The following is a 25,655-nucleotide window of genomic DNA, read 5'->3' as shown; positions in this document are numbered from 1 at the left end:
ACAGTAATAAATAATTACGGGCTTCCCTTAAATATTTGGCTCAGGCCAAAAAGAATAATCCGCTTATACTACGGTTAATCTCTGAAGTTAGTAAACTGAAAAGGCTGGCCCAACTCTGCACCGCGAACTAATGTAATCACACTTTGCAGATCATCACGGGCTTTACCAGTAACTCGTACTTGTTCACCCTGAATTTGGGCCTGAACTTTCAGCTTACTGTCTTTAATCAGCTTAACGATTTTCTTCGCTAGCGGTGTATCAATACCCTGTAGCATGGTTGCTTCCACACTGTAGGTTTTACCACTATGAACCATATTTTCAGGAACATTCAGCACCGAGCCATCAATTCCTCGTTTGGCAAATTTTTCACGCAGAATATCGATAAGTTGGTTAACCTGAAAGTCAGATTCGCTCGCGATCTTAACGGATTCGTTCTTCTCGTTTAATTCAAAACTCGCATTGACATTGCGGAAATCCCAGCGATTGGTTAATTCTCTCTGCGCATTTTCTACTGCATTGCGCACTTCCTGCATATCAACTTCTGAAACAATATCAAATGATGGCATTACCAGTCACCTCCAGCTAATCAATAATCCGGCATGATAACCGCTTTCCATTATTGGCAAAAGATCTATACTTCTCAGGCTAAGTGATCTTTCTGATTTCCGCGACATTAGGTAGTTTGAGATTTATGTAAGACTTGCATAATTTTAACGTTTCCGATGAAAGTATCTCTCAAGGAAGAACAATGAAAATAACTGTTCTGGGTTGTGGTGCCATAGGAAAATTATGGCTTGCCGCCTTGTCTGAACAACAGCATCATGTTCAAGCATGGCTAAAAGTTCCACAACCTTCGTTAGCTGTTCATATTAATACATTACAAAATAGAACATTTGAACAGCAAGTCCTTGCCAATAATGAAAAGCATCTTGCTGAAAGCGAGCTACTGCTTGTTTGTCTGAAAGCCTGGCAGGTTCCCAATGCTATTAATAATCTCTCCCCTAAACTTTCCCCTGATTGCCCGATACTGTTACTGCATAACGGAATGGGAACACAGGAAGAACTTTTACCGCTACCTAACCCTATTTTATCCGGAGTAACGACTCATGGAGCCTATCAGGAAAATGGTATTGTTTATCATAAATCACCAGGAATAACCCAAATTGGCTCTATACTACCTGATACCAATAAATTCAGTGTATTAGCAAATATTCTGAACGATGCTCTGCCAGAGGTAGTCTGGAGCAATGATATTTATGCTATCAGCTGGCTAAAACTTGCTGCGAACTGCATTATCAATCCGCTCACCGTACTTTACGATTGCAAAAATGGTGGATTACTAAATCATATTGCTAAAGTCCATGCTTTATGTGATGAGGTTCATCAAGTGATGAAGCATGATGGTATTCAAGTCTCCAAGCAGACACTGATAGATTACATTATGGATATCATCACGAGGACATCAGAAAACTCTTCATCTATGCGGCAGGATATCCGCTCACAACGACGTACGGAAATAGACTACATTACTGGTTTTCTACTAACTCGGGCCCGTGTACATGGGCTGATACTGACAGAAAACGCACAAATTTATCGTTATATCAAACGACAGGAGGACGAATATGAACGCCTCAGCTCTCATTTGTCTCGCTCACGGTAGTGAAGAAACCGAAGCTGTCACAACTATTGATTTACTGGTCAGAGCCGGTATTAACGTCACCGTCGCCAGTACAGCAACAGATGGTGCACTGATATTAACCTGCTCACGTGGTGTTAAGATTGTCGCAGATGTCCCTCTGGTAGAAGTTGTTGACGAAGATTTTGATGCCATTATCCTGCCGGGCGGCATAAAAGGAGCGGAATGTTTTCGTGATAGCGGGCTAGTCGTGGAAAAAATTCGCACGGCACAAAGTCAGGGAAAAATCATCGCTGCAATTTGTGCATCACCGGCTATTGTCCTGGAACATCACCAACTTTTTCCAGTTGGTAATATGACGGGGTATCCCAGCATGAAAGATAAAATAGCGCCAGAGAAATGGATAGATCGGCGGGTCTATTTTGATGAGAGAGTCAATCTACTCACCAGTCAGGGACCTGCGACTGCTTTTGACTTCGCTTTAAAACTGATTGAGCTTTTGAAAGGGAAAGATACTGCCGCAGAAGTTGCTGCTCAGTTAGTTTTGCCTCCGGGGATAAACAATTACCAAAATCTACAGTAATTGTTTTGTTAATAATAAGCTGCTGGTAACAATACATAATGCCAGCAGCTTATCTGTTTTCAGGCTAAGGGCGATAAACCTTCACATTCTGGAAACCCTGTTCACGCAGGTAAAGCGCCTGTAAACGGCTCATTACTCCACGCTCACAATACAACAGGTAGTTTTTCTCTTTTGGCAAATCGCCAAACTGGGTACTCAGCTTATAGAAAGGCAGTGAATGGATATCGATGCCTTCCATTTTCAGAGGACGGTCATCCTGTTCATCTGGTGAGCGAATATCCAGTAACACATCATCAGAAGAAAACTCAGTCACCATTTCTACTTCTACAACCTGCTCACCAGCCTGCTCAGCTATCTGACGGATGTCCAGATTCTGGGCTTCACTTACTACATGATCCAGAATATCGAAATTAAACTTATCTTCTTCTGCCTCAATTTTGGCTTTGACTGCTTTCACTGTCGGGCTTTTAGAGATAACGCCACAGAACTCGGGCATAGTGCGGGCAAAATCTTCTGTGCCTATCTCACGAGCCAGCTTAATAATGTGCTCTTTATCATGAGAAATCAGAGGACGAAGGATCAGGGTATCTGAAGCATTATCAATCAGTCTCAGGTTAGTCAGTGTCTGACTGGATACCTGCCCCAGCGCTTCTCCTGTCACAATTGCCTGAACACCATAGCGCTCTGCAATTTTGGAGGCGGCTCTGACCATCATTCTCTTAAGCACAACCCCCATTTGACCATCATCCACTTTTTCCAGAATTTCTGCGACAACCGGTTCAAAATCGACAGCAACAAAACGAACTTTGTGAGAACTGCCAAATCGGTTCCACAGATAATGAGCAACCTGTTTCACCCCAATTTCATGCGCTGAACCACCAAGATTAAAGAAACAGTAGTGGACACGGCAGCCACGGCGCATCAGCATATAGCTGGAAACACCGGAATCAAAGCCGCCTGAAATCAGTGAAAGAACGTCTTCCTGTGTTCCGATTGGAAATCCGCCAATCCCCGGATGACGAGCTTTAACCAGAACCAGTGTATCCTGATTAATTTCCAGATTAACTGTCACATCTGGATGGGTCAGCTTCACTTTGGCAGATTCAATATGCTGATTCAGGCCGCCACCAATATATCGTTCAGCTTCATTGGAAGTAAAACTGTGTTTACCCCGGCGTTTTACACGGACACAAAACGTTTTTCCATGCAATAAATGCCCATATGTTTCGTAGGTTTGTTCAAAGATATGATGCAAGTCACGAAACTCTCTCTCTTCTACTTGCAGGATATGGTGAATACCCGGAATACGTGTAAGTGCATCACAAATTTCTGCGCCGAGGTTATCATTTTTAGTTCGAACTTCTATATTATCCCAATGGCGAACAACAGCAGTTCCCTCTCCGAATGTTTTCAGTACATTACGGATATTGCTGGCAAGGATTTTAATAAAACGTAAGCGGACACTCTGGCTCTTGATCGTAATTTCTGGGAATAATTTAATGATAAACTTCATAGTAAGATATAGTAGTCATTCAGTATTGAACTATCACAAGCAGGATCAATGATGGTTCTTAAATAGTCAGTTGGATAGGGCGCAGAGTATAACACCATCTCACTATATCTCCTGTAAAAAAACAGTTTGTCTGTAAAAAAACAGTAGTAACGAATGATTTATTTCTTTCAGTGTAGTAGGGTACTCTGCAATTCTGTAACGGATTTACTTCACTGTAACTCGTTAAATAATCATACTATTAAATCATTATGTCTAAGGCAAACCGAACATCAGCAACCGAGCAGGCACCGACTTTTGAAACATCCCTGAAAGAGCTGGAAGAAATTGTCATTCGGCTGGAATCAGGGGAGCTTCCTTTAGAGGATGCATTAAATGAATTTGAACGCGGAATTCAACTTGCAAGACAAGGGCAAAAAACCCTCCAACAAGCGGAACAACGAGTACAAATTCTATTAAGTAATGATGCACAATCGCCGCTTGATGAATTTTCGCCTGATGCTGAGTAACTTTATGTCTGAACAATGTAAGGCTCCTTTTGAAGAGCAATTAAGCAATTGCCAGCAACATATCAATGAGAAGTTGATGGCAACATTTTCTTCGCTCCCCTTTTTAGGCGGCCCATTAGCAACTGCTATGCAGCACGGTGCTGTATTGGGTGGAAAACGGCTACGACCATTTCTGGTTTACGCAGTAGGTGAAATGCTGGGACTGCCCAAAGAGAGCCTTGATGCGCCAGCCCTTGCTATAGAGTGCATTCACGCTTATTCCCTGATCCACGACGATTTACCCGCAATGGACAACGATGATTTACGCCGTGGTCAGCCTACCTGCCATATAAAATTTGGTGAAAATCATGCTATTCTGGCCGGGGATGCTTTGCAGTCGTTAGCATTTGAGATCCTGGCAAAACACGACATGCCAAATATCACACTATCTGATCGCCTTGAGATGGTTGCTGAATTAGCAATATCCAGCGGTATTGCTGGTATGTGCGGCGGGCAGTCACTGGATTTGCAAGCGGAAGGAAAGCAAATTGATCTGACCGCTCTGGAAAAGATTCACCAACACAAGACAGGTGCGCTAATTCGTTGTGCTGTCAGGCTTGGCGCGTATGGCGCTGGTGCACGGGGCCGGGAAGTATTACCTTTACTCGATCAGTATGCCCAAGCTATCGGCCTCGCGTTTCAGGTTCATGATGATATTCTGGATGTCATTGGCAATACAGAAATTATCGGCAAACGTCAGGGGAACGATCAGCAGCTTGGTAAAAGTACCTATCCCGCATTACTGGGATTAGAGCAGGCTCAGAAAAAAGCCAAAGATCTGCATGAAGATGCTATTGCCGCTCTCACAGAACTGGAAAAACAATTCTATAATACTGTGACTCTAAAACAGCTGGCGGGCTTCATCATTGAGAGAAACAGCTAAAAACTCAGGCCATGACAACCGCTGATTGATGAGTTATCAGTTAAATAAATTCAAAATAAAATAGAATATGGCCTTCTCGGGAGAACCCCCGCAATTACATGCTAATAATATCAGGGTTCTTAATCTTCAATTTATATATCCAAGGGATTTCAAGTGGCATCACGGCGGCAAGGGAATGGGACACGGAAGCATAGATAACCGTATGTTTATAAAAACGGTGACCGGGGCGAATGAGCTTAGCCAACAAAGAGGCAACTTGAAAGACGAAGGATATAACGTGCATAGCATTTTAACAGGCATAGCATGAGCATTGATATAGCGAAATATCCAACATTGGCATTGGCGGAAACCCCTGAAGAGCTTCGCCTGCTACCTAAAGACACGTTGCCAAAGTTATGCGATGAACTGCGCCAATTTTTGCTAAACAGTGTCAGTCGCTCCAGCGGCCACTTTGCTTCCGGCCTTGGAACTATCGAATTAACCGTCGCACTCCATTATGTTTATAAGACACCCTTCGACAATTTAGTCTGGGATGTCGGTCATCAGGCTTATCCACATAAAATTCTGACCGGGCGCCGTGACCGTATCAACACTATCCGCCAGAAAAATGGCCTCCATCCTTTCCCGTGGCGGAATGAGAGTGAATATGACACACTTTGTGTCGGGCACTCATCAACCTCAATCAGCGCTGGTTTAGGTATGGCAATTGCGGCAAAACATGAAGATAAAGGCCGCAAAACAGTTTGTGTGATTGGTGATGGTGCCATTACCGCAGGTATGGCTTTTGAGGCCATGAACCATGCAGGAGATATCGATCCCGATATGCTCGTCATTCTTAATGACAATGAAATGTCGATATCTGAGAACGTTGGCGCACTGAACAACCATCTGGCACAGCTTCTTTCCGGTAAGTTGTATACGACTCTGCGCGAAAGCGGCAAAAAAGTCTTTTCCGGTCTGCCTCCTATCAAAGAACTGCTGAAAAAAACTGAAGAACACCTCAAAGGTATGGTTGTTCCCGGAACGCTGTTCGAAGAACTTGGGTTTAACTATATCGGCCCTGTTGATGGTCATGACGTACTGGCACTGACTCAGACACTGAAAAACATGCGTGATCTGAAAGGGCCACAATTTCTGCATATCATGACCAAAAAAGGCCGTGGATATGCTCCTGCGGAAAAAGATCCTATCAGTTGGCACGCGGTTCCTAAATTTGATCCTTCAACAGGTTCTCTGCCAAAAAGCTCAGATACCCGCCCGACATTCTCGAAAATTTTTGGTGAATGGTTATGCGAAGAAGCTGCCACTGACAAAAAACTCATGGCGATCACGCCCGCTATGAGAGAAGGCTCAGGCATGGTGCGTTTCTCCCGTGAATATCCAGAACAATACTTTGATGTTGCCATTGCTGAACAACATGCTGTGACATTTGCAGCAGGTCTGGCCATTGGGGGATATAAGCCTGTTGTCGCGATTTACTCGACTTTCCTGCAACGTGCTTATGATCAGCTCATCCATGATGTGGCCATCCAGAACTTACCTGTCCTGTTTGCCATCGATCGGGGGGGAATTGTCGGTGCGGATGGGCAGACCCATCAGGGTGCCTTCGATCTTTCGTTCCTGCGCTGTATACCCAATATGGTTATTATGGCGCCAAGTGATGAAAATGAGTGCCGACAAATGTTGCATACCGGCTACCAATATCAAGACGGTCCAGCTGCTGTCCGTTATCCACGAGGCACAGGCACAGGCGCAGAACTTCAGTCACTGGAAATACTACCAATTGGCAAAGGCGTTATCCGCCGTCAGGGAGAAAAAATTGCCATTCTGAACTTTGGTACATTACTGCCAAACGCATTGCAGGCTGCTGAATCCCTGAATGCAACCGTTGTTGATATGCGCTTTGTCAAACCACTTGATAAAGAACTGGTTCTGGAGATGGCTTCCCGACATGATTTGCTGGTAACGCTGGAAGAAAATGCCATCATGGGTGGTGCAGGCAGTGGAGTTAATGAACTGCTGATGCAAACAGGGAACTCAGTTTCAGTGTTAAACCTCGGGTTACCTGATTACTTTATACCTCAGGGAACACAGGCAGAACTTCATTCTGATTTAGGGTTAGATTCCGCTGGCATTTTAAACGCTATCGAAAAACACCTTAAGCAATAAATTGTCATAACGGATGAATATTTTCTATTATTCATCCGTTTTACTTCTTAGCTATTTTTGTTTAAAAAAATATTAGCTCTTTTGCTCATGTAACCATTGCGCCGCACGTTTGGCAAAGTAAGTCAGGATCCCATCAGCCCCTGCCCGTTTAAAACAGAGTAACGACTCCATAATTGCAGGTTGTTCTTTCAGCCAACCGTTCTGAATAGCAGCCATATGCATCGCATATTCACCGGATACCTGATAAGCAAATGTCGGTACACCGAAAGTATCTTTTACTCTGCGGATCACATCCAGATAAGGCATCCCGGGTTTTACCATCACGCTATCAGCCCCTTCCTGTAGATCCTGTGCAATTTCCTGCAATGCTTCATCACTGTTTGCCGGATCCATCTGATAGGTCATCTTGTTGCCACCTTTCAGATTAGCGCTGCTACCGATAGCATCGCGGAATGGTCCGTAATAGCAGGAAGCATATTTGGCAGAATAAGCCATAATCTGCGTGTTTACATGCCCGTCATTCTCAAGTTGTTCGCGAATCGCCCCAATACGCCCATCCATCATATCGCTTGGTGCAACGATTTCAGCCCCTGCTTCTGCATGAGATAACGCCTGTTTGACCAAGATTTCTTTGGTAATATCGTTGATAACATAACCATCCTGATCAATAACCCCATCCTGCCCATGTGTTGTAAAAGGATCCAGCGCCACATCGGTCAGTAACCCCAATTCAGGAACTGCATCTTTCAGTGCACGAATAGAGCGTTGAATCAAACCTTCCGGATTATAAGCTTCTTTCGCGTCCAGTGATTTTTTATCGGATTCAATAACCGGAAACAGAGACAAAACAGGGATACCCAATCGGGCAATCTCTTCAGCTTCTTTCAGCAGAAGATCGGTTGTCAAACGATATACTCCCGGCATGGAAGGCACTTCCTGACGCTGATTAGTACCTTCCATCACGAACACTGGATAGATTAAGTCATTAACAGTGAGTTGATTTTCAGCGACTAAACGGCGGGAAAAATCATGGCGGCGTACACGGCGCATACGACGGCCAGGAAACGTACCTGGAAATGCATAGCTCATTACTGCTCTCCTAATATAAAAACCCAGCAGGATTACACTGGGCTAATTTTGCCATTACGAACTATTGTTTTTAATACTACTAAGCTTAACCCTTAAGTTTGTAGCAATAATCACGACTATCTGATGGCTGATTATTTTTTCGGGTTACCGTCTGTCTCACGTTCAGAGCCATTTTCAGTTTCATGTAATTTGCGTTTTCCCACATAAAACTGCGACAAAAATACCCCCAGCTCAAACAACAAATACATGGGAACGGCCAACAAAGTTTGCGAGAAAACGTCAGGAGGTGTGAGTAACATCCCTACCACAAATGCTCCGACCAAAATATATGGACGTTTTCTTTTTAATGACTCAGGAGTCACTACCCCACTCCAGCACAGCAGGATAATCGCTATCGGCACTTCAAATGAAACACCAAATGCCATGAAAAGCGCCATAACGAAACTCAGATAATTACTGATATCTGTCGCAATCATGACTCCAGAGGGAACAGTTTTGGTAAAAAAACCAAACACAAGGGGAAATACCACGAAGTAGGCAAAGACCATCCCCAAGTAGAATAAGACACTACTGGAAAACAGTAATGGCACAATCAAACGCCGTTCATGCTTATACAGTGCTGGCGCAATAAATGCCCATACCTGATATAGGATCATGGGAGCCGAAACAAAAACGGATACCATAATGGTCAATTTGATGGGGGTGAAAAAAGGCGATGCGACATCGGTCGCAATCATATTTGCTCCCACAGGGAGTTGGTCCATTAACGGTGCAGCAATAAGCCGATAAATATCGTTAGAAAAATAAACCAGTGCCAGAAAAACGACCAGCACAGTAATCAGGCTATTCAGAATCCGCTTACGGAGTTCAATCAGGTGACTGATAAGAGGTTGAGCATCGTCCATCGACATGTTTTAGCGTTCACTATTGGATTTTTTATCAGATACAGGAGGATGAAAGTGTGTTTCATCTTCTTCCAGCTCTTTAGCTTCTTCAGGAGTTAGCTGATAAGACTCTTTCAACGATTCAGCTGCTTCCCTCAATTTATCCATTGATGCCTGTAATTCTGGAGAGAGGGATTGTAAATCTGCCTTTTCTTCCATTTTTTTCAGGCTGTCCTGAAGCTCCTGTAATTTTAATTCTTTTGCAAGTTCATTCTGGACATTTGTCGCCAGTGAGCGTAATACCCGAATCCAGCCAGCCACTGTTCTGACAGCAACAGGTAAACGCTCTGGTCCCAGAACAATCAGGCCAAGCACCAGCACTAATAGCAGTTCACTAAAACCAATGTCAAACACGGTTTATACCTACTCTTTTTCTTTGTTTTTACTCTCTGATTTTTCAGATTGATCAACCGTAGGCTTATCAGTGAGGTTTTTAGTTTCAAAATCAGCATCATGGCTATTTTTTTCTGCCTGATCTGATTTTTCATCATCACTCATCGCTTTTTTGAAGCCTTTTATCGACTCACCCAAATCTGAACCCAAAGTACGTAGTTTATTAGTGCCGAACACCAAGACAACAATGGCAGCAATAATAAGCAATTGCCAAATACCTATACCACCCATACTGATCTACCTCATGTTCGTGGGAAACATTAATTCTTTTATTATAATCTACGAACCTTATGTTCGAAAATACCGCAACCGTGCCAAAACGTAATCATGCCAAGAAGCCGCTATTTCAGTTTAAACCAGCCCAGCAGCCACGATATTATTCCTGCTCCAATTAACCCTGATGCTAGATGGGCCAGATTAGAAATAAAAAACAAACCACCACAGATAAACAGTGTTGCACCAATCCCGAGTAAGTAAAGGGATTTCTGCTGATTATGCCGTTGTTGTTTTAACTGTTGTGATATCTGATCAATGCTCGTTTGCAAACGTTTATGTTGTTGCAGTGTGCCATAAACCAATTCAGGAAGTTCCGGCAGTTTTTCCGCCCAATAGGGTACTTTTTCTTTAAACGCTCGCATGATAGCCGGAATACCAACCTGATCATGCAGCCAATCTTCCAGAAATGGTTTTGCTGTTTTCCATAAATCGAGCTGTGGGTACAATTGCCGACCCAAGCCTTCAACATACAGTAGTGTCTTCTGCAACAAAACAAGCTGTGGTTGCACAGCCATATTAAAACGACGGGCCGTATTGAAAAGGTTCAACAACACATGACCAAATGAAATATCTGCCAGTGGTTTTTCAAAAATAGGCTCACATACCGTTCTGATGGCAAACTCAAAATCCTCTACATTCGTATCTGCCGGAACCCAGCCTGAATCCACATGTAACTCAGCAACCTTACGATAATCACGATTGAAGAAAGCAATAAAGTTTTCAGCCAGATAGCGTTTATCATCTTTATTCAGTGAGCCGACAATACCGTAATCAATGCCGATATAAGTAGGATCTTCCGGGTGCTCATAGCTCACAAAGATATTGCCCGGATGCATATCTGCATGGAAGAAGCTGTCGCGGAATACCTGCGTGAAAAAGACCTGCACACCGCGTTCAGCAAGCAATTTCATATTGGTATTCTGTGCTTCTAATGCAGCAACATCGGATACCGGAATACCATAAATACGCTCCATCACCAGTACGTTTTCCCGACAGTAATCAGGATAAACCTCCGGTACATAAAGCATCGGACTCTTTTCAAAATTACGCCGCAGTTGAATAGCATTTGCAGCTTCCCGCAGCAGGTTCAACTCATCAAGCAACGTTTTTTCATATTCACGAACTACTTCAAGCGGGCGAAGACGACGACCATCGGGTAATAAAGGAACCAGATTCGCTAAACGATACATTAGCCGGACATCCGCCTTTATCACAGGCAGAATATCGGGGCGGATCACTTTAATAACAATATCTTTTCCATTCTCTTTCAGGCGCGCAGTATGCACCTGAGCAATAGAGGCGGAAGCCAGAGGTTGCTGTTCAAAATCGTCAAACCACGTTTCCAGAGCACCACCCAATGCGGTTTCGATGGATTGACGCGCAACGGCACCATCAAAGGAAACAACGCGATCCTGCAAGAGGGAAAGTTGATCAGCAATTGCAGGAGAAAAGAGATCACGGCGGGTAGACAGCATCTGACCAAGCTTAATCCATACCGGCCCAAGCTCCTGTAATGCCAGACGTAAACGTTCTCCTAGTGGTTTATCCTTGTGTCGGTTAGGCAACCAGAACAGGAAATAGCGCCCAAAACGCAATGGCCATGTCAGACGGATCTTTGGGATCAGTTCATCCAATCCATAGGTAAGGAAAACTTTAATGATCAAATAGAGGCGCTTTATTTCACTGGGCGTCATATCTTTTCTCCATCGCTGCCAGACGTTTTTCCATGTCAGACAGTTCATTGGCGACAGCATTTACCTCTTCGCTGAAATAAGCCAATTCCAAAGCGCCAGGTGTCATTTTCCACTCTTCAGTCAGTGATTCACTCAGGTAGTTTTTCTGCCTTGAGACAGTATTACAGGCAAACCGGATACTATTTTTCACTACCCGATTGAGCCCTTCTGCCACAATATCGCCAACATAAGGTGAAAGGTAATGAGCCGGATCCCATTCCAGCATATCCAGCAGAGCGGACCACTGCTGAATAACCTGCATATCTCCCTCAATAATAATTTCACCGCTGTTGATCAAAGATGAGAGGCATTGGCGATCACGTAATTTAAGCAGGGCTGGTAATGTGGTTTTCATTGAACAATCAGCAGACTCTGACCACTGACTTAAAACATCGACCTGTTTTTCACTGAAAACCAGTATCAACGGTATTTCAATTTCTCTCAGTTCGATGGAAAGCACTTTGCCCGCTAATCTCATACGAGCTGATTTCAATACCGTTTCTCGATACAGCAGGTGATTCAGCGTTGTTTCCAGAAAGGCAGTTAAAACCGGAAACAGCACCGTAGAATTCACGCTATGGCTTAATGAGGGAGTTTCCATGTCAGAATTTAAACCCTTTATGCAGTGCAACAATTCCACCGGTCATATTGGAGTAGGAAACCAGATCAAAACCAGCAGTTTCCATCATACCTTTTAATGTTTCCTGATCAGGGTGCATACGAATAGATTCAGTCAGATAACGGTAGCTGTCTGCATCCTTAACAACCGCCTGACCAATTCGTGGCAAAATATGAAACGAATAGGTGTCATAAATCTTACTCAGAGGTGCCAGTATGGGTTTGGAGAATTCCAGTACCAGTAAACGCCCGCCTGGTTTGAGAACCCGGAACATTGAGCGTAGGGCTTTATCTTTATCCGTGACATTACGCAGGCCAAATGAAATGGTAATGCAGTCAAAATAGTTATCCGGGAATGGCAATTCTTCAGCATTCGCCTGAACATAGCTGACATTACCGACAATACCGTTATCTCGCAATTTTTCCCGGCCAACTTTCAGCATGGAATCATTAATATCTGCCAATACAACTTCGCCTTTCTCTCCAACAAGACGGGAGAATTTCGCTGTCAGATCCCCTGTTCCACCAGCCAGATCGAGAACTTTATGACCACGGCGGACACCACTTGCATCGATAGTGAAACGCTTCCAAATACGATGAATGCCAAATGACATCAAATCATTCATCAAATCATATTTTGCTGCAACGGAGTGGAATACTTCCGCCACCATATCTTTTTTTTCGTCTTTAGCTACGGTACGGAAACCAAAATGTGTGGTTTCTTTAGATTGATCTGGCATTTTCTTTGTCCGCTTTTCATTCAAAAAATTATAGCAAGTTTACCAGCCTTTCCGATAAAACCCTATCCGGAAAAATCTACTGGGTATGCTCATTGACCGGTAACGATTGGAAGAATTTATACATTTCGTCTTTCAAGTTGCCTCTTTGTTGGCTACGCTCACTCACCCCAGTCACCGTTTTTATAAACATAAAGTTATCTATGCTCCCGGGGATGAGTTCCCTTGCCGCAGCGACGCATCTTCAAATCCATTGTGTATATCAATAACCTGTGAATCAATAGGCCGTTTGATATCCACTCCTAAATCGCGAAAACCTTCTGCTTGACTAATGAGATTCCCCTTTCCTTCCGCCAGTTTTTTCATCGCGAGATGGTAACTTGCCTGTGCTTTACTGAGGCTTTGCCCTAACCCCTGCATGTCATCCACGAATAAGCGCATTTTGTCATACATTCTGGCCGCTTTGTCGGCAATCAAACGTGCATTCTGGCTTTGATATTCATAGCGCCAGAGATTATTGATCGTGCGCACAGCCACTAATAATGTTGACGGGCTGACCAGCATAATATTATGTTTCAGCGCCTCATCGAGTATTTCTGGAGCCTGATTGAGCGCAACTAGATAAGCAGCCTCAACCGGGATAAACATCAGGACATAATCCAACGAACGTAATCCCGGTAACTGCTGGTAATTTTTACGCCCTAGCCCCCGAATATGCCCTCTTATAGAGTTAATATGTTCCTGTAATGCCTGAACCTGTTCTGTTTCATCATCACTATTGAAATAGCGCTCATAGGCAACCAGTGACATTTTGGCATCAATAATGACATCTTTTCTTTGCGGTAGATGCACAATAATGTCGGGTTGAAAGCGTTCGCTGTTGTCAGTTTTAATATTGACCTGTGTATGGAACTCATGCCCCTCACGTAAACCGGATGCTTCGAGAACCCGCGCTAGTATCATCTCCCCCCAGTTACCCTGTATTTTATTATCTCCTTTCAGGGCCTTGGTCAGATTAATCGCTTCTTTTGCCATTTGAGCATTAAGCTGCTGAAGGTTACGGATTTCATGAGTTAACGTATGGCGTTCACGAGCCTCCTGCCCAAAGCTATCCTGCACCTGACGACGAAACCCTTCCAACTGTTCACGAAAAGGCATTAACAGACCATTGAGACTTTGGCGGCTATATTCATCTGTACGGCGGCGGTTTTGTTCAAAAATACGATTGGCGAGATTTTCAAATTGAGCATTCAGGCGCTGTTCACTATTGATCAAAAGACGCTGTTTTTCTTCAGCTGCCAGCTTGCTCTCTTCAAGACGAGTACTCAATTCACGTAACTCAGCTTCCTGTACGCTGTTGATTTCACGCTGGGCAAGCAGCTCCTGATTGAGTTGTTCACACTCCGTACGCCAGTAATGAGACTGCTCCAGCCTTTCATTGCTGACAGCAAGCTGGCCGTGTAATTCACGCAACGCCCTTTCTTTGTACTGAATACGCTGGTGAACAGAAAACCAAACGAAAATCCCCCCGCACAATAATCCACTTAAACCACCAATTAACACGTATAACCAATAGATATCCATCTATACACCCCACTCACATTACACCAGCGTCTGTGCTCAATGACTGACCTTAATGTAAGTTAAATAGAGGCTGTATAGATGTCCAGATTGTTTGCAGGATTTATTTAAGTTTGCAAAGCGGCTCGCAATTACCCCATCCACTCTGCAAGCCAGCGTATACCGAAAGCACCCGGCGCTAAAATACCAAATGCCCAAATCAGTGCAGAAGCAAAGTTAGCCAGCTGAAAATGACGTTGTGGCATAGCACAAATCCCAGCGACCAAAGGAATTGCGGCTCTTAATGGGCCAAAAAAACGACCAATAAAAACACCCCATATGCCCCAACGCTCAAAGAATCGATGTCCGCGTACTAAGGTTTGTGGATGGCGAGAAAGAGGCCACATCTGACCGACATTTTCCTTGTAATGATAGCCAAATAGATAGGAAACCCAGTCACCAAAGAATGCGCCTGCTGCTGCTGATATCCATATTGGCCAGAAATTTAATCCACTTTCACCAATCAGTGCCCCCAACCCTAACAGGATGATCGTTGCAGGTAATAGCAGAGAAATAAATGCCAAGGATTCTCCAAAAGCGAGCAGGAAAATAATAGGAATTGCCCATGCTTCATGATTTTTTACAAAATTGATAATTACTTCAATGACTTCATGCAAGCTCACATTCGTCTTTCCTGTGTTAATCTTTACTAATTTTCAGGTTAGCAGCAAATCAATGAACTGATGCTAACCTTGCTTTTCTTTACGCTAACAAAATGGATTTACTCCAGAAAATAGCTCTGCAATTTTTCCCGAGCTGTCATATCAAGCCCAACGTCTTTTTCTAACCAAATATCCACACTGCCATAATGCTGATTGATACTGTTCAGAGCTGTCATTAAAAACTCTTCTCTGACTGAAAATACATAAGACATTTTCTCAACCAAACTATCACTCATACTTTTTGCATATTCATTCAATAAATATTCCCGAAACGGTGTCAGAGTAATATTAGTTACCAGATAGTCTTCCATTACGGTATCCAGATCTGCTCCCAAAGCAAACAATACCAAAGCAGAACCGATTCCTGTTCTATCTTTACCAACAGCACAATGCTGCACAATTCCGCCTTTTTCCGGCTGTAGTAATAAACTGGCTAATGTCTTATAAGCCGGGTTATTAATTGGTAACAATTGGTATAGCCGCAACATAAAATCTTTAGCATCAAACTGTTCCAACGCCTCATGGCTTAGCTTATCGAAATTAGCATCAACCTCTTTGGAAAGCGGATTAGCCGGAGCATGATGATAGCTCGCACCACTCCATACATGATCCGGCCTATCTATAATTTCACTGCTATCACGATAATCGATGATCTGGAACAGGTTCTGTTCAGCCAAGAAAATCTGATCGTTATCAGTCAGCATATCCAGAGAGCCTGAACGAAATAACAGACCTGATTTAATCTTAGAACCATTACTTAGTGTTCTGTTACCTAAATCGCGGAAGTTAATACCGCCATTTAAGGGGAGTAATGAAGGATGAGATATAACTGTTGTGGTTGTGGTCATAATCACTCTTTTTTATTGAAATTAATGCACGATTGAGACAGTTTGTGGCTGAGACAAATCATCTTTAATACAAAATGTTATGACATTATCAGATTTCAGAATGAAAGGAAGTAAAGAAAACGGAAAATTCAGGTGATCGGGCCAGAGAATTCCGGCCCATAATTTCAACAATTACAATAAACGGCGAGCCGCATCAACAACAATGCTTAAGGCATTGCTTTCTGTTTTCTTCAACAATTCAACATCAGGAATTTCCTGCTGGGTACGGTTAACGATCACACCAGCCACCATTCCGGCACGCAATCCCTGGCTTGCACACATTGTTAATAGAGTTGCTGATTCCATTTCAAAGTTCATGACGCCCATTTCCTGCCACTCTTTCATTGAACCCTGAAAACGACGGACAACGCGGCCAGAATAGGTATCGTAACGTTCCTGTCCCGGATAGAAAGTATCAGAAGAAGCTGTCACACCAACATGCGTTGTAGTACCTGATGCTTTCGCGGCAGCGTACAGTGCATTAGTACACTCAAAATCAGCCACTGCCGGAAACTCCATTGGAGCAAAATGCAAGCTGGCGCCATCTAAACGAACAGCCGCAGTGGTTACCAGCACATCACCAACGTTAATATTTTCCTGAATTGCACCGGTTGTACCGATACGCAGGAATGTGCGTACACCTAGTTGAGCCAGCTCTTCTACCGCAATTGACGTTGATGGGCCACCAATACCCGTCGAGCAGACAACAACAGGTTTGCCGTCAATTTCAGCACGCCATGTTGTAAATTCACGATGGGAAGCCAGATGAACCGGGTTATCCATCAATCTTGCAATCTTCTCAACACGATCAGGATCGCCTGGAACAATAGCCAGGGTTGCACCCTGTAAGTCATTTTTGGTGATACCTAAGTGAAATACATCAGACATATTGGCTCCTCAACGGAAATAATTCAAAATCCAAATAAAATGGAGATACCTAAATCTAGTAAATACTCTGACACTTTTTAATGATTAAAGTCACATTTAATTGAATTTAAAAAGAAACACATACATTAAATTGTGATTATTGTCACAATTTAATGTATGTAGGTAACACCGTGAGTATAAAGCTGAAATAGAAACAATATTCGAAGAGTAGTCACAAAAAGCGCCCTTTTGAGCGCCATTGGAACACTTACATGATGAAATTAAGGAGTAATATTCCACACAACCCGATTCCCCACGCAATGGTGGTCGGAATGGACCAAATGATTATCTGTTTTTTCACATCCTTTATCCCCATCATCCTATTCACGACCCAGAAAAAACAGTCATTAAAATAGCTGAAAAACAGTGTTCCCACCATTGCAGCCTGAGCAGCAACCAGCATATTAATATCTGGTATCTGTTTGATAACCGGCGCAGAAATAGATGCTGCGGTGATCATAGCAACAGTGCCTGAACCTTGAATAATACGTATTAACGTGGCGATGATAAAAGGGATCAGAACAGGAGTAATCGGCAGACTGGCAACATATTGCGCCACTATTGTCCCGGTTGAACCCTCATTTAATACGGCACCTAAGGCTCCCCCGGCTCCCGATACCAATAAAATGATTCCAACCGTCTGTAAACCCGCTTCTAAGTGTTCTATTACCTCATGTTTACTGATATTTGGCATAAGTTTATAAATCGCCAGCAACACACTTATCGCCAGAGCAATAATCGGTGACCCAAGGAAATTAAAAACCTGGAAGTAAAGATCATCATCCTTCCCTGCAAATAGTGCAGTCTTTAACAACAGTCCATTTATAACACTGGTAAAAATGAGAACGATAGGTACAACGATAGGTAAAAGGGAAATGAAGAGTCCCGGTAAAGGCTTACTGGCTTTTTCTTCCATATATTGCTGGTGAATTTCTTGCAGATTTCCTTCATCCTCCACAAGCAGGTATTCAGGGTATTTAGTCTCCAGCCATTTAGCATAACAAGTGATGCCAATAACACATGGGATTGCCAGTACCATTCCCACCAACATAACCTTACCGACACTTACCCCAAATATTCCGGCCACACCAAGCGGCCCCGGCGTTGGCGGAACAATATGGTGAGTCACCACTAACCCACCGGCCAGCGCTACACCCAACGTTAATACATTCCGTTTACCTTTCTTCGCTAACGCTTTTACCAGCGGATAAAGGATAATAAAAGCCGAATTAACAAATATAGGAATACTGACAATATAGCCGGTGATTGCAAGTGCCCACTCTTCGCGCCTTTTACCCAGCCATTTAATCAGACTATAGGCGATTTGTTCCGTTGCACCAGAGGCTTCCAATATCCGCCCCATCATGCTTCCCAGCCCAATCACAATACCAATGTTACCTAATGTCGTACCAAACCCTTTAGCAATAACATCAACAACATGGCCCATACTCAGGCCACCAGATATTCCTGCAATAACTGCAGCAATTAACATAGCAACAAGCACATGAATACGTGTACGTAAAACCAGAAAAATCAGCGAAAATACCGCCACTCCCAATCCAATAACTGGAATGTAAAAATCAACCATAAAACCCCGTTTCAATCTGTATTATTGGCGAGAAAGGTGCATGGTATGCTGGACAAAGCCCTTGTTACAAGCTGTGTTAAAGTGGGCTTATTAGAAATTGATGTCTTGGTATAAATTAACAAAGGGATATTTAGATAATTTGAGAAAAAGAAGGGCGCTTCTTTTGAGCGCCATCACGATAGCCTACATGATAAGATTAAGAAGTAATATACCACACAACCCGATCCCCCATGCAATGGTGGTAGGAATTGACCAGACAATCATCTGTTGTTTTGCATCTTTAATGCCCATCATCCTGTTAACCATCCAGAACAGGCTATCATTGAAGTAACTAAAGAAAAAGGCTCCAACAGTAGCTGCTTGAGCTGCCAACAACATATTTATATCTGGTATCTCACTGATCACAGGAACAGAAATAGAAGCAGATGTAACCATTGCAACAGTACCAGACCCTTGGATTAAACGCACTAATGTTGCAATAATGAATGGGATCAAGATTGGTGTAATTGGCAAATTAGAAATTTGCTGTGCTAAAATCCCCCCAGTCCCACTTTCTCGCAATACAGCTCCCAATGCTCCCCCAACACCGGTCACTAATAGAATAATTCCAGCTGATTTTAACCCTATTTCCATATGCCCTATAATTTCCTCTTTTCTAACTTTTGGCATTAGGGTGTAAATCGCTATTAACACGCTAATTGATAGGGCAATAATAGGACTTCCAACAAAATCAATAAACTGAAAATAAATTCTTTTTTCTTTTACCAAAATAACATCAACCTTTAATAAAATATTATTAATTGCTTTTATTAAAATTAATATTATTGGAACAATAATGGGTAATAGAGATAAAAATAAACTTGGCAATCGTTTATTAGACTTTTCTTCCATATAGTTATTATGGATTTTTTCAAAATCTCCCTCACCAGAAAAATAATATTCAGGATATTTAATAGATAACCATTTGGCATAAAAAACAATACCAATGACACAAGGAATTGCTAATATCATTCCTATTAGCATCATCGCCCCAATATCTACCCCAAATATGCCTGCAACACCAAGAGGTCCGGGAGTTGGAGGAACTAAATGATGAGTTATAATTAACCCCCCAGCAAGGGAAACACCTAAGGTTAATAAATTTTTCTTACTTTTTTTCGCTAATGTCTTAATTATAGGATAGATTATGACAAAAGCTGTATCTACAAAAATTGGAATACTAACAATATAGCCAGTGATAGCTACAGCCCATTCCTCACGTTTTTCCCCCAACCATTTAATAAAACTATATGCTATCTGTTCAGTTGCTCCTGAAACCTCTAGTATCCGACCCATCATGAGTCCTAGTCCAATCACAATTCCAATATTACCTAATGTTGAACCGAATCCTTTAGTGATTATATCTACAGTATTCGTTATACTTAATCCACTAGTAATTCCAGCAATTATCGCTGCAATCAACATAGCAATAATCGCATGAACCCTCGAGTACAAAACCAAAAAAAGTAGAGTAAATACTGATACCCCTAATCCAATGATTGGAATATACAATGTCATATAAAAATCCTTTTAATATTTTTTATTATCAATAAATGTTAGAATATTTTCGCTAAACGAAGCATCAACATTGAATCCTAATGAAAGACTATGACTAATATCAAAATTACCCGGCCAACTTTCCACTATACTATTAATACTTTCATTCTTTTCAAAACTAATAAGATCTGCTATTTTTTGTCCTGCTACATTATTCAATGTATCAATCATTTCATCAACTGTTATGCTAATACCTGGCAAATTTATTATACGAGAAAAAGTAAATTCCTTCGCAGATATTTTTACTGAATGAATAATATTTTTAATAACAGTATCAGGGCTAGAAATCCACAATATAAGAGAAGAAGAAACTGGACAAACATTTTTTTCTCCATTCAATGACTCACGAATAATACCACTAACAAATGATGAAGCAGCTTTATTAGGTTTACCAGAACGAACACTTATAGTCGGCAATCTAAGTATTCTTCCATCGACATATCCTTTACGAGAATAATCATTAATCATTAATTCACACATAGCTTTTTGAGTACCATATGATGACTGTGGATTAACAGCATATTCGTCTGTTACAATTTCCGGTAGATTCCCCCCAAATACTGCTAGTGAACTGGTAAAAATAAATTTTAATGCTGGGTTATGGATACGAGCACTTTCCAATAAACGGCGTGTTACATCAAAATTAATTTTCATTCCTAAATCAAAATCTTCCTCAGCATGACTACTAACGATAGCAGCTAAATGGAATAGTATATCACTCTCTGAATCAATTAATTTCTCCACAGTTCCTTCAGCAGCCAAATCTAATGTAATGCACTGTACTCTAGGATCATTGATAGGAGAAGTTGGACATTGAATATCAACCAAAACTAGATGTCCAAAATTCAATCCATATTCATTTCTAAGCAAAGCTAAAGCTAACTGCTGCCCCAAAAAACCGGCACCACCAGTAATAATTATTTTCATACAAAATCCCCCTTACAACCTCTTATAGTTATTTTATAATTGCAAACATATCTTTATTAAATATTGACGATGTGTAATTCCAGATTTAATTCCTGAAATTTTTCTTGTATTGATATAGGCAGCCGTACATCACAAACAATATCATTCATATCTGATATCGGACAAACACGGAACATGCCATATTTCCCATATTTACTACTATCGGAAAGCAATACTTTTCTACGCGCAACTTTTAAAAGTGCTTGTTTAACTAAAACCTTTTCTTCGTGTGGAGTAGAAATTCCATGCTCAAGATCCCATGAGCTCGTACTAATAAATGCAATATCTATATTCAAAGTGTGTAACACCATAGCTGCACTCTTTCCAACACAAGAATAATTACGTTTATCCACCTGTCCCCCAGTATGAAATAAATTCAATTGGGGTTTACTCATAAGATATTGGGAAATAGAGAAGTCATTCGTAACGATTGTCAAATTAAAACGCTCTGCCAATACTTGTGCTACTTCAAATGTTGTAGTTCCCGCATCTAAATAAACTACTTGTCCATCTTCTACTAATGAAGCTGCATATTTACCAATCGCTCGTTTATGACGGTGATGAATATGTGCTTTCTCACTCCATGGCAACTCTTGTCGTAGAGCATCATTTAATTGAATTCCATCTGTAGAACTAATCACCTTTCCTTCTTCTTCTAAAATACGAATATCTCTCCTAACAGTCATATGTGAAACATTCAGTAACTCAACTAGCATACTAATAGAAACCGTTTTATATTCATGTAAGTGACGGTAAATAAAATCTCTACGCTCTGATGGGATCATTACCTTTCCTACTCTATTCTATATTCCATGATCATGGCTGAGCTTTTAAAAACCACCCTAGCCCTTCTTTTGTATATCCCTCTGGGTAATACTCACATCCAATCCATCCCTGATACCCCATTTCATCCAATTTATTAAATAACCAAAGATAATTAACTTCACCCTTATCTGGCTCGTTGCGCCCCGGTACTGAAGCTATCTGAATATGTTTGAATTTACCCCAGAGTCTTTCTATCGTTCTTAGTAAATCACCTTCCATAATTTGACAATGATAAAGATCTAATTGAATAAAAACATTTTTACGATCAATAAAACTTAATAATTCTTCAGCTTGAGTAGGCGTTGTCAAAAAATACTCAGGCATGTCACGAGTATTTATTGGTTCAATTAATAGATCAATATTATGTTCAGCCATTACATCTGCAGCATATTGGATATTTGTGATATAACACTCATTTTGTTGCTCTTGAGTGAATCGCCTATCCAACTTGCCTGCCATCGCATGGACTTGTTTGCAATCTAAAGCCAAAGCATACTTCAAAGCATTATATACTCCATCAGCAAATTCTTGTTCACGCCCAGGCAAACAAGCGAGCCCCCTGTCACCCATCTCCCAAATACCTGCTGGCATATTGAATAATACTTGAGTTAATCCATTTTTATTCAATATATTAGAGATATTTTCTACAGTTTCATGATAAGGAAACAAATACTCCACTCCTTTAAATCCAGCTTCTGCTGCTTTCGTAAAACGTTCAGTGAAAGGATACTCGTTAAACATCATGCTAAGGTTTGCTGCAAATTTAACCATAATTATGCCTTACATATTACCTGACAAAAACTATTTCCAATTCTTCGTAAAAATCTTCGTGTCTATCTCATATTTTTCTTTTTTAAAGCCAATACCATAGTATCAAATACCCTAATCAACTGAATTACAATTCCAAGTGAAATAATAAACAAAGTTATTTTTAATAACGATATTATTACTTATATAAATCATGAAATTTTAAATATTGATATATTCCATCAATATAAGGAAATATTTAAGAAGAATAGTATATTAAAAAATATTGGTAGTGTACTACAGAAAGGTAGAGAAGACCTCTAAGTCCATAAAAGGAAAGGACTATTAGATTGGTATAATTTGTTTGGAGAGATTAAATTGAATTTAATATGATAAAAATCAATATAACATAGAGCCATTTTATTAATGAAGCATATCCTGAGCATTTCTAAAAAAATTTATATCTCCAAAATTACCGGATTTCAGTACCAACCAATAATCATTCTGCAAGTCATATACCCAAGGAACACCCGGTGCAATGGCCGCTCCAATAGTGAATTGGTGAGTTTCTAAACTTTTCACCACCCGACCAGAAGTTTCTCCTCCAGCCAGAATAAAGGTATTAAATCCTTGCCGCTTTAATTTATCGGCTAATTGCGCAAAAATCTGCTCAACAGCATCACTGGATTGTTTAGCTCCATATTGTTTTTGAGTTACCCTTAAATCTTCTGGAGATTGTGTAGCATATAGCATTGGTGCCCACTCACATTTTGTTTGTTCCATAACCCAATTAACTAGATAACTAGAATAATCAGGATTATTAACACATTCCCCCACATCCAATACCATTGCTGGAGCAATCTTCTTATATTCCATAACTTGTTGATATGTCATAGGAGAACAACTTCCAGAAAGAACGATTGTTTTTCTTCCTCTACTAGGGACAAATTTCCCTGTTGATGATACTGACACACCACACTCTATCCGCTGATTACCTCCCGTATGATAGCAAGCAAGTGCAGCCCCCAATCCAGAACCACCTGTTACAAAAATCATATCAGACGCAACTCGAGCTATTGGAATAAAATCATCCATTAGCATAGTATCTACCACAGCATATCGAATATTCTCACGGCGAAATTTATCCAAACAATTACGGATAGATAGTTCTCCTTGTCGGACACAATTGAGATTTACTAACCCTGCCTGTCCTTTCGATTGTTGTTCTATTAACCGTAACAAGTTAGCATCTTTCATTGGTGTAACGGGGTGGTATTGCATACCACTCTCATTTAGTAATTGTCCGTTAACAAATAAATGTCCATGAATAACTGTTCTGCCATTAATAGGAAGAGCTGGACAAACTAAACAAATATCAACTCGCAGCTCATCCATCAAAGCATCTATGACGGGACCAATATTTCCTTCTGACGTAGAATCAAAAGTCGAACAATATTTAAAAAATAATTGCTGACACTCAGCTATATATTGTAACCATCGACAAGATTTCAGCGAATTATCAATAGCCTCATCAACCGGGCAAGAACGACTTTTCAAACTTATCACTATCGCGTCAACATCATATGGTACGGGGGTGTGCTTATTTGGCACTTCTAACAATTGGCACACTCTCCAACCACTTTGTACCATAAAACTGGCAATATCTGTTGCCCCTGTAAAATCATCAGCAATTATCCCCAGTTTAATTGTCATATCTTTCCCTCTGACCACATTCATTTACTCATTGGCTTTCCAGTTCATAGTAACATCTTCGCTTCCATATTTATTGAATTCTAAAAACACACCTATAAAAATCATAAATTGTATACCGGATTAATGAGCAGATAATTTCTAACTCTATCACTCATAATCCGATATTCTTTGTTTTTATTAAGTTATTTTCTGAAGTTCTCTGGTGTTGTCGCAATTAATTACCCATCTATACTTACATAGACAATTTCACAAAGAAACGACAAAAATCACACTGAAAGATTATTTATTAGCCACAAAAAAAACAATAACATATTGAATTTAATTACTTAATTTTAAAAAAAATGGAATTCATCATTTCACACAATGTTGTGACTTACATAAATAAAAATACTCAATAACAAAAACCACCACTTATCTAAAACAAACCGGATTAAAAATCCTGTGCTACTTTAATAATTAAATATTGAATTACCCTTTTCTTTATAACATTTACACTAATTCATTCCTGTAAAAACACAAAAATTAGTGTTTTATATCGATTGAGCTAGTAAAACCTCAACAAAGGAGGGAAATTACGATGAGCTTTTTTGATCAAATTTCAAATATGATGAGTCGGGGTAAGAGCCAACAAATTCAGCATATAATGGACTGGGTTGAAGGTCAGGGAGGAATAAGTGGGTTAGTTGAACAGTTTTCCCGGCAAGGATTGGATGGCACAATTCATTCGTGGATTGGTACGGGGGAAAATACGCCTATTCATGCTGATCAGGTTTCCTCTATTTTTGGCTCCTCCACAATCCAGACATTAGCAGAAAAAATGGGTATCGACCCCAGTGAAGCCTCATCACTCATTTCACAACATCTGCCTAATCTTATTGATAAGGTTACACCAAATGGTGAAGTACCTGAAAATCTGGATCTAAAATCAGTAGGGATGAATTTATTGAAAGATAAATTACTGACTAAATAAATTAACCTGCCCGCCATATTTATATTTTCCTATGG

Annotated in this window: 25 protein-coding genes; 6 read left to right on the top strand and 19 right to left on the bottom strand. The window is 41.0% G+C overall.

The features are described from left to right. Positions 1–74 precede the first annotated feature (74 nt). Positions 75–566: a YajQ family cyclic di-GMP-binding protein gene (locus tag Xsto_RS01645; protein ID WP_099111550.1), complete on the bottom strand. Its 492-nt coding sequence runs from the start codon at positions 564–566 to the stop codon at positions 75–77. A gap of 182 nt (positions 567–748) precedes the next feature. Here Xsto_RS01645 and panE point away from each other — a divergent pair, with 182 nt between their 5' ends. Together panE and yajL are read left to right on the top strand one after the other, a co-directional pair. Then, positions 749–1,660 (top strand): 2-dehydropantoate 2-reductase, encoded by a 912-nt coding sequence (gene panE, locus Xsto_RS01640; RefSeq protein ID WP_099123903.1) that lies wholly within the window; start codon positions 749–751, stop codon positions 1,658–1,660. Beyond that, positions 1,623–2,219, top strand: coding sequence for a protein deglycase YajL (gene yajL / locus Xsto_RS01635; protein ID WP_099111548.1), 597 nt, complete (start codon positions 1,623–1,625; stop codon positions 2,217–2,219). Before panE ends, yajL begins: the two co-directional genes overlap by 38 nt. A 64-nt stretch (positions 2,220–2,283) precedes the next feature. Here yajL and thiI read toward each other — a convergent pair whose 3' ends face one another. Beyond that, on the bottom strand, positions 2,284–3,732 hold the full coding sequence (gene thiI / locus Xsto_RS01630) for a tRNA uracil 4-sulfurtransferase ThiI (RefSeq protein WP_099111547.1): 1,449 nt from the start codon (positions 3,730–3,732) through the stop codon (positions 2,284–2,286). 248 nt (positions 3,733–3,980) lie between these two features. Here thiI and xseB point away from each other — a divergent pair, with 248 nt between their 5' ends. The 3 genes from xseB to dxs all read left to right on the top strand — a co-directional run bounded on the left by xseB (position 3,981) and on the right by dxs (position 7,329). Then, entirely contained in the window at positions 3,981–4,238 is a 258-nt protein-coding gene (gene xseB, locus Xsto_RS01625) for an exodeoxyribonuclease VII small subunit (RefSeq protein WP_086955388.1), read from the top strand. A 4-nt stretch (positions 4,239–4,242) separates the two neighbouring features. Continuing rightward, a complete protein-coding gene (gene ispA / locus Xsto_RS01620) occupies positions 4,243–5,160 on the top strand; it encodes a (2E,6E)-farnesyl diphosphate synthase (protein WP_099123960.1) in 918 nt (305 codons plus the stop codon). A gap of 303 nt (positions 5,161–5,463) precedes the next feature. Then, entirely contained in the window at positions 5,464–7,329 is a 1,866-nt protein-coding gene (gene dxs / locus Xsto_RS01610) for a 1-deoxy-D-xylulose-5-phosphate synthase (RefSeq protein ID WP_099123902.1), read from the top strand. A 72-nt stretch (positions 7,330–7,401) separates the two neighbouring features. Here dxs and hemB read toward each other — a convergent pair whose 3' ends face one another. The 17 genes from hemB to otnK form a co-directional block, all read right to left on the bottom strand. Further along, positions 7,402–8,418, bottom strand: a complete 1,017-nt coding sequence (gene hemB / locus Xsto_RS01605; RefSeq protein ID WP_099123901.1) for a porphobilinogen synthase — start codon at positions 8,416–8,418, stop codon at positions 7,402–7,404. Between the two features lie 131 nt (positions 8,419–8,549). Next, a complete protein-coding gene (gene tatC / locus Xsto_RS01600; protein ID WP_099123900.1) occupies positions 8,550–9,329 on the bottom strand; it encodes a Sec-independent protein translocase subunit TatC in 780 nt (259 codons plus the stop codon). A 3-nt stretch (positions 9,330–9,332) separates the two neighbouring features. Further along, complete coding sequence (gene tatB, locus Xsto_RS01595; RefSeq protein WP_099111108.1) at positions 9,333–9,716, bottom strand: Sec-independent protein translocase protein TatB; 384 nt, start codon at positions 9,714–9,716, stop codon at positions 9,333–9,335. Between the two features lie 9 nt (positions 9,717–9,725). After that, on the bottom strand, positions 9,726–9,986 hold the full coding sequence (gene tatA, locus Xsto_RS01590) for a twin-arginine translocase TatA/TatE family subunit (protein WP_099111107.1): 261 nt from the start codon (positions 9,984–9,986) through the stop codon (positions 9,726–9,728). A 110-nt stretch (positions 9,987–10,096) separates the two neighbouring features. Next, on the bottom strand, positions 10,097–11,725 hold the full coding sequence (ubiB, locus tag Xsto_RS01585) for a ubiquinone biosynthesis regulatory protein kinase UbiB (RefSeq protein WP_099111106.1): 1,629 nt from the start codon (positions 11,723–11,725) through the stop codon (positions 10,097–10,099). Beyond that, on the bottom strand, positions 11,712–12,365 hold the full coding sequence (gene ubiJ, locus Xsto_RS01580; protein WP_099123899.1) for a ubiquinone biosynthesis protein UbiJ: 654 nt from the start codon (positions 12,363–12,365) through the stop codon (positions 11,712–11,714). The genes ubiB and ubiJ overlap by 14 nt, the downstream gene beginning before the upstream one ends. Before the next feature lies 1 nt (position 12,366). After that, positions 12,367–13,122 carry a bifunctional demethylmenaquinone methyltransferase/2-methoxy-6-polyprenyl-1,4-benzoquinol methylase UbiE gene (gene ubiE / locus Xsto_RS01575; protein WP_099111104.1) on the bottom strand — a complete coding sequence of 252 codons (756 nt, stop codon included), beginning with the start codon at positions 13,120–13,122 and terminating at the stop codon, positions 12,367–12,369. 198 nt (positions 13,123–13,320) lie between these two features. Then, on the bottom strand, positions 13,321–14,703 hold the full coding sequence (gene rmuC, locus Xsto_RS01570; RefSeq protein WP_099123898.1) for a DNA recombination protein RmuC: 1,383 nt from the start codon (positions 14,701–14,703) through the stop codon (positions 13,321–13,323). A 128-nt stretch (positions 14,704–14,831) separates the two neighbouring features. Beyond that, a complete protein-coding gene (locus tag Xsto_RS01565; RefSeq protein WP_099123897.1) occupies positions 14,832–15,362 on the bottom strand; it encodes a DedA family protein in 531 nt (176 codons plus the stop codon). Positions 15,363–15,460: 98 nt separating this feature from the next. Continuing rightward, positions 15,461–16,249: a tyrosine-protein phosphatase gene (locus Xsto_RS01560; RefSeq protein WP_099123896.1), complete on the bottom strand. Its 789-nt coding sequence runs from the start codon at positions 16,247–16,249 to the stop codon at positions 15,461–15,463. A 171-nt stretch (positions 16,250–16,420) separates the two neighbouring features. After that, on the bottom strand, positions 16,421–17,176 hold the full coding sequence (udp, locus tag Xsto_RS01555; RefSeq protein ID WP_099111100.1) for a uridine phosphorylase: 756 nt from the start codon (positions 17,174–17,176) through the stop codon (positions 16,421–16,423). 247 nt (positions 17,177–17,423) lie between these two features. Then, a complete protein-coding gene (locus tag Xsto_RS01550; protein WP_099123895.1) occupies positions 17,424–18,803 on the bottom strand; it encodes a GntP family permease in 1,380 nt (459 codons plus the stop codon). A gap of 183 nt (positions 18,804–18,986) precedes the next feature. Beyond that, positions 18,987–20,360 carry a GntP family permease gene (locus tag Xsto_RS01545; RefSeq protein WP_099123894.1) on the bottom strand — a complete coding sequence of 458 codons (1,374 nt, stop codon included), beginning with the start codon at positions 20,358–20,360 and terminating at the stop codon, positions 18,987–18,989. Between the two features lie 12 nt (positions 20,361–20,372). After that, positions 20,373–21,326 (bottom strand): D-erythronate dehydrogenase, encoded by a 954-nt coding sequence (gene denD / locus Xsto_RS01540; protein WP_099123893.1) that lies wholly within the window; start codon positions 21,324–21,326, stop codon positions 20,373–20,375. A 56-nt stretch (positions 21,327–21,382) separates the two neighbouring features. Then, positions 21,383–22,150, bottom strand: a complete 768-nt coding sequence (locus Xsto_RS01535; protein WP_099123892.1) for a DeoR/GlpR family DNA-binding transcription regulator — start codon at positions 22,148–22,150, stop codon at positions 21,383–21,385. Between the two features lie 31 nt (positions 22,151–22,181). Then, entirely contained in the window at positions 22,182–22,961 is a 780-nt protein-coding gene (otnI, locus tag Xsto_RS01530; RefSeq protein WP_099123891.1) for a 2-oxo-tetronate isomerase, read from the bottom strand. A gap of 399 nt (positions 22,962–23,360) precedes the next feature. Further along, the gene (gene otnK, locus Xsto_RS01525) at positions 23,361–24,650 is read right to left on the bottom strand and encodes a 3-oxo-tetronate kinase (RefSeq protein WP_099123959.1); all 1,290 of its coding nucleotides are present in this window, start codon (positions 24,648–24,650) and stop codon (positions 23,361–23,363) included. A 577-nt stretch (positions 24,651–25,227) separates the two neighbouring features. On the opposite strand from otnK, the gene Xsto_RS01520 reads away from it, so the two are divergent. Further along, positions 25,228–25,620: a YidB family protein gene (locus Xsto_RS01520; protein WP_099123890.1), complete on the top strand. Its 393-nt coding sequence runs from the start codon at positions 25,228–25,230 to the stop codon at positions 25,618–25,620. The last annotated feature ends 35 nt before the right edge of the window (positions 25,621–25,655 follow it).

It is taken from the genome of Xenorhabdus stockiae (genome assembly GCF_002632825.1).
In the GTDB taxonomy this organism is placed as follows: domain Bacteria; phylum Pseudomonadota; class Gammaproteobacteria; order Enterobacterales; family Enterobacteriaceae; genus Xenorhabdus; species Xenorhabdus stockiae.
The sequence above is the reverse complement of the archived record's forward strand: the minus strand, read 5'-3'. Positions and strand labels throughout refer to the sequence as shown.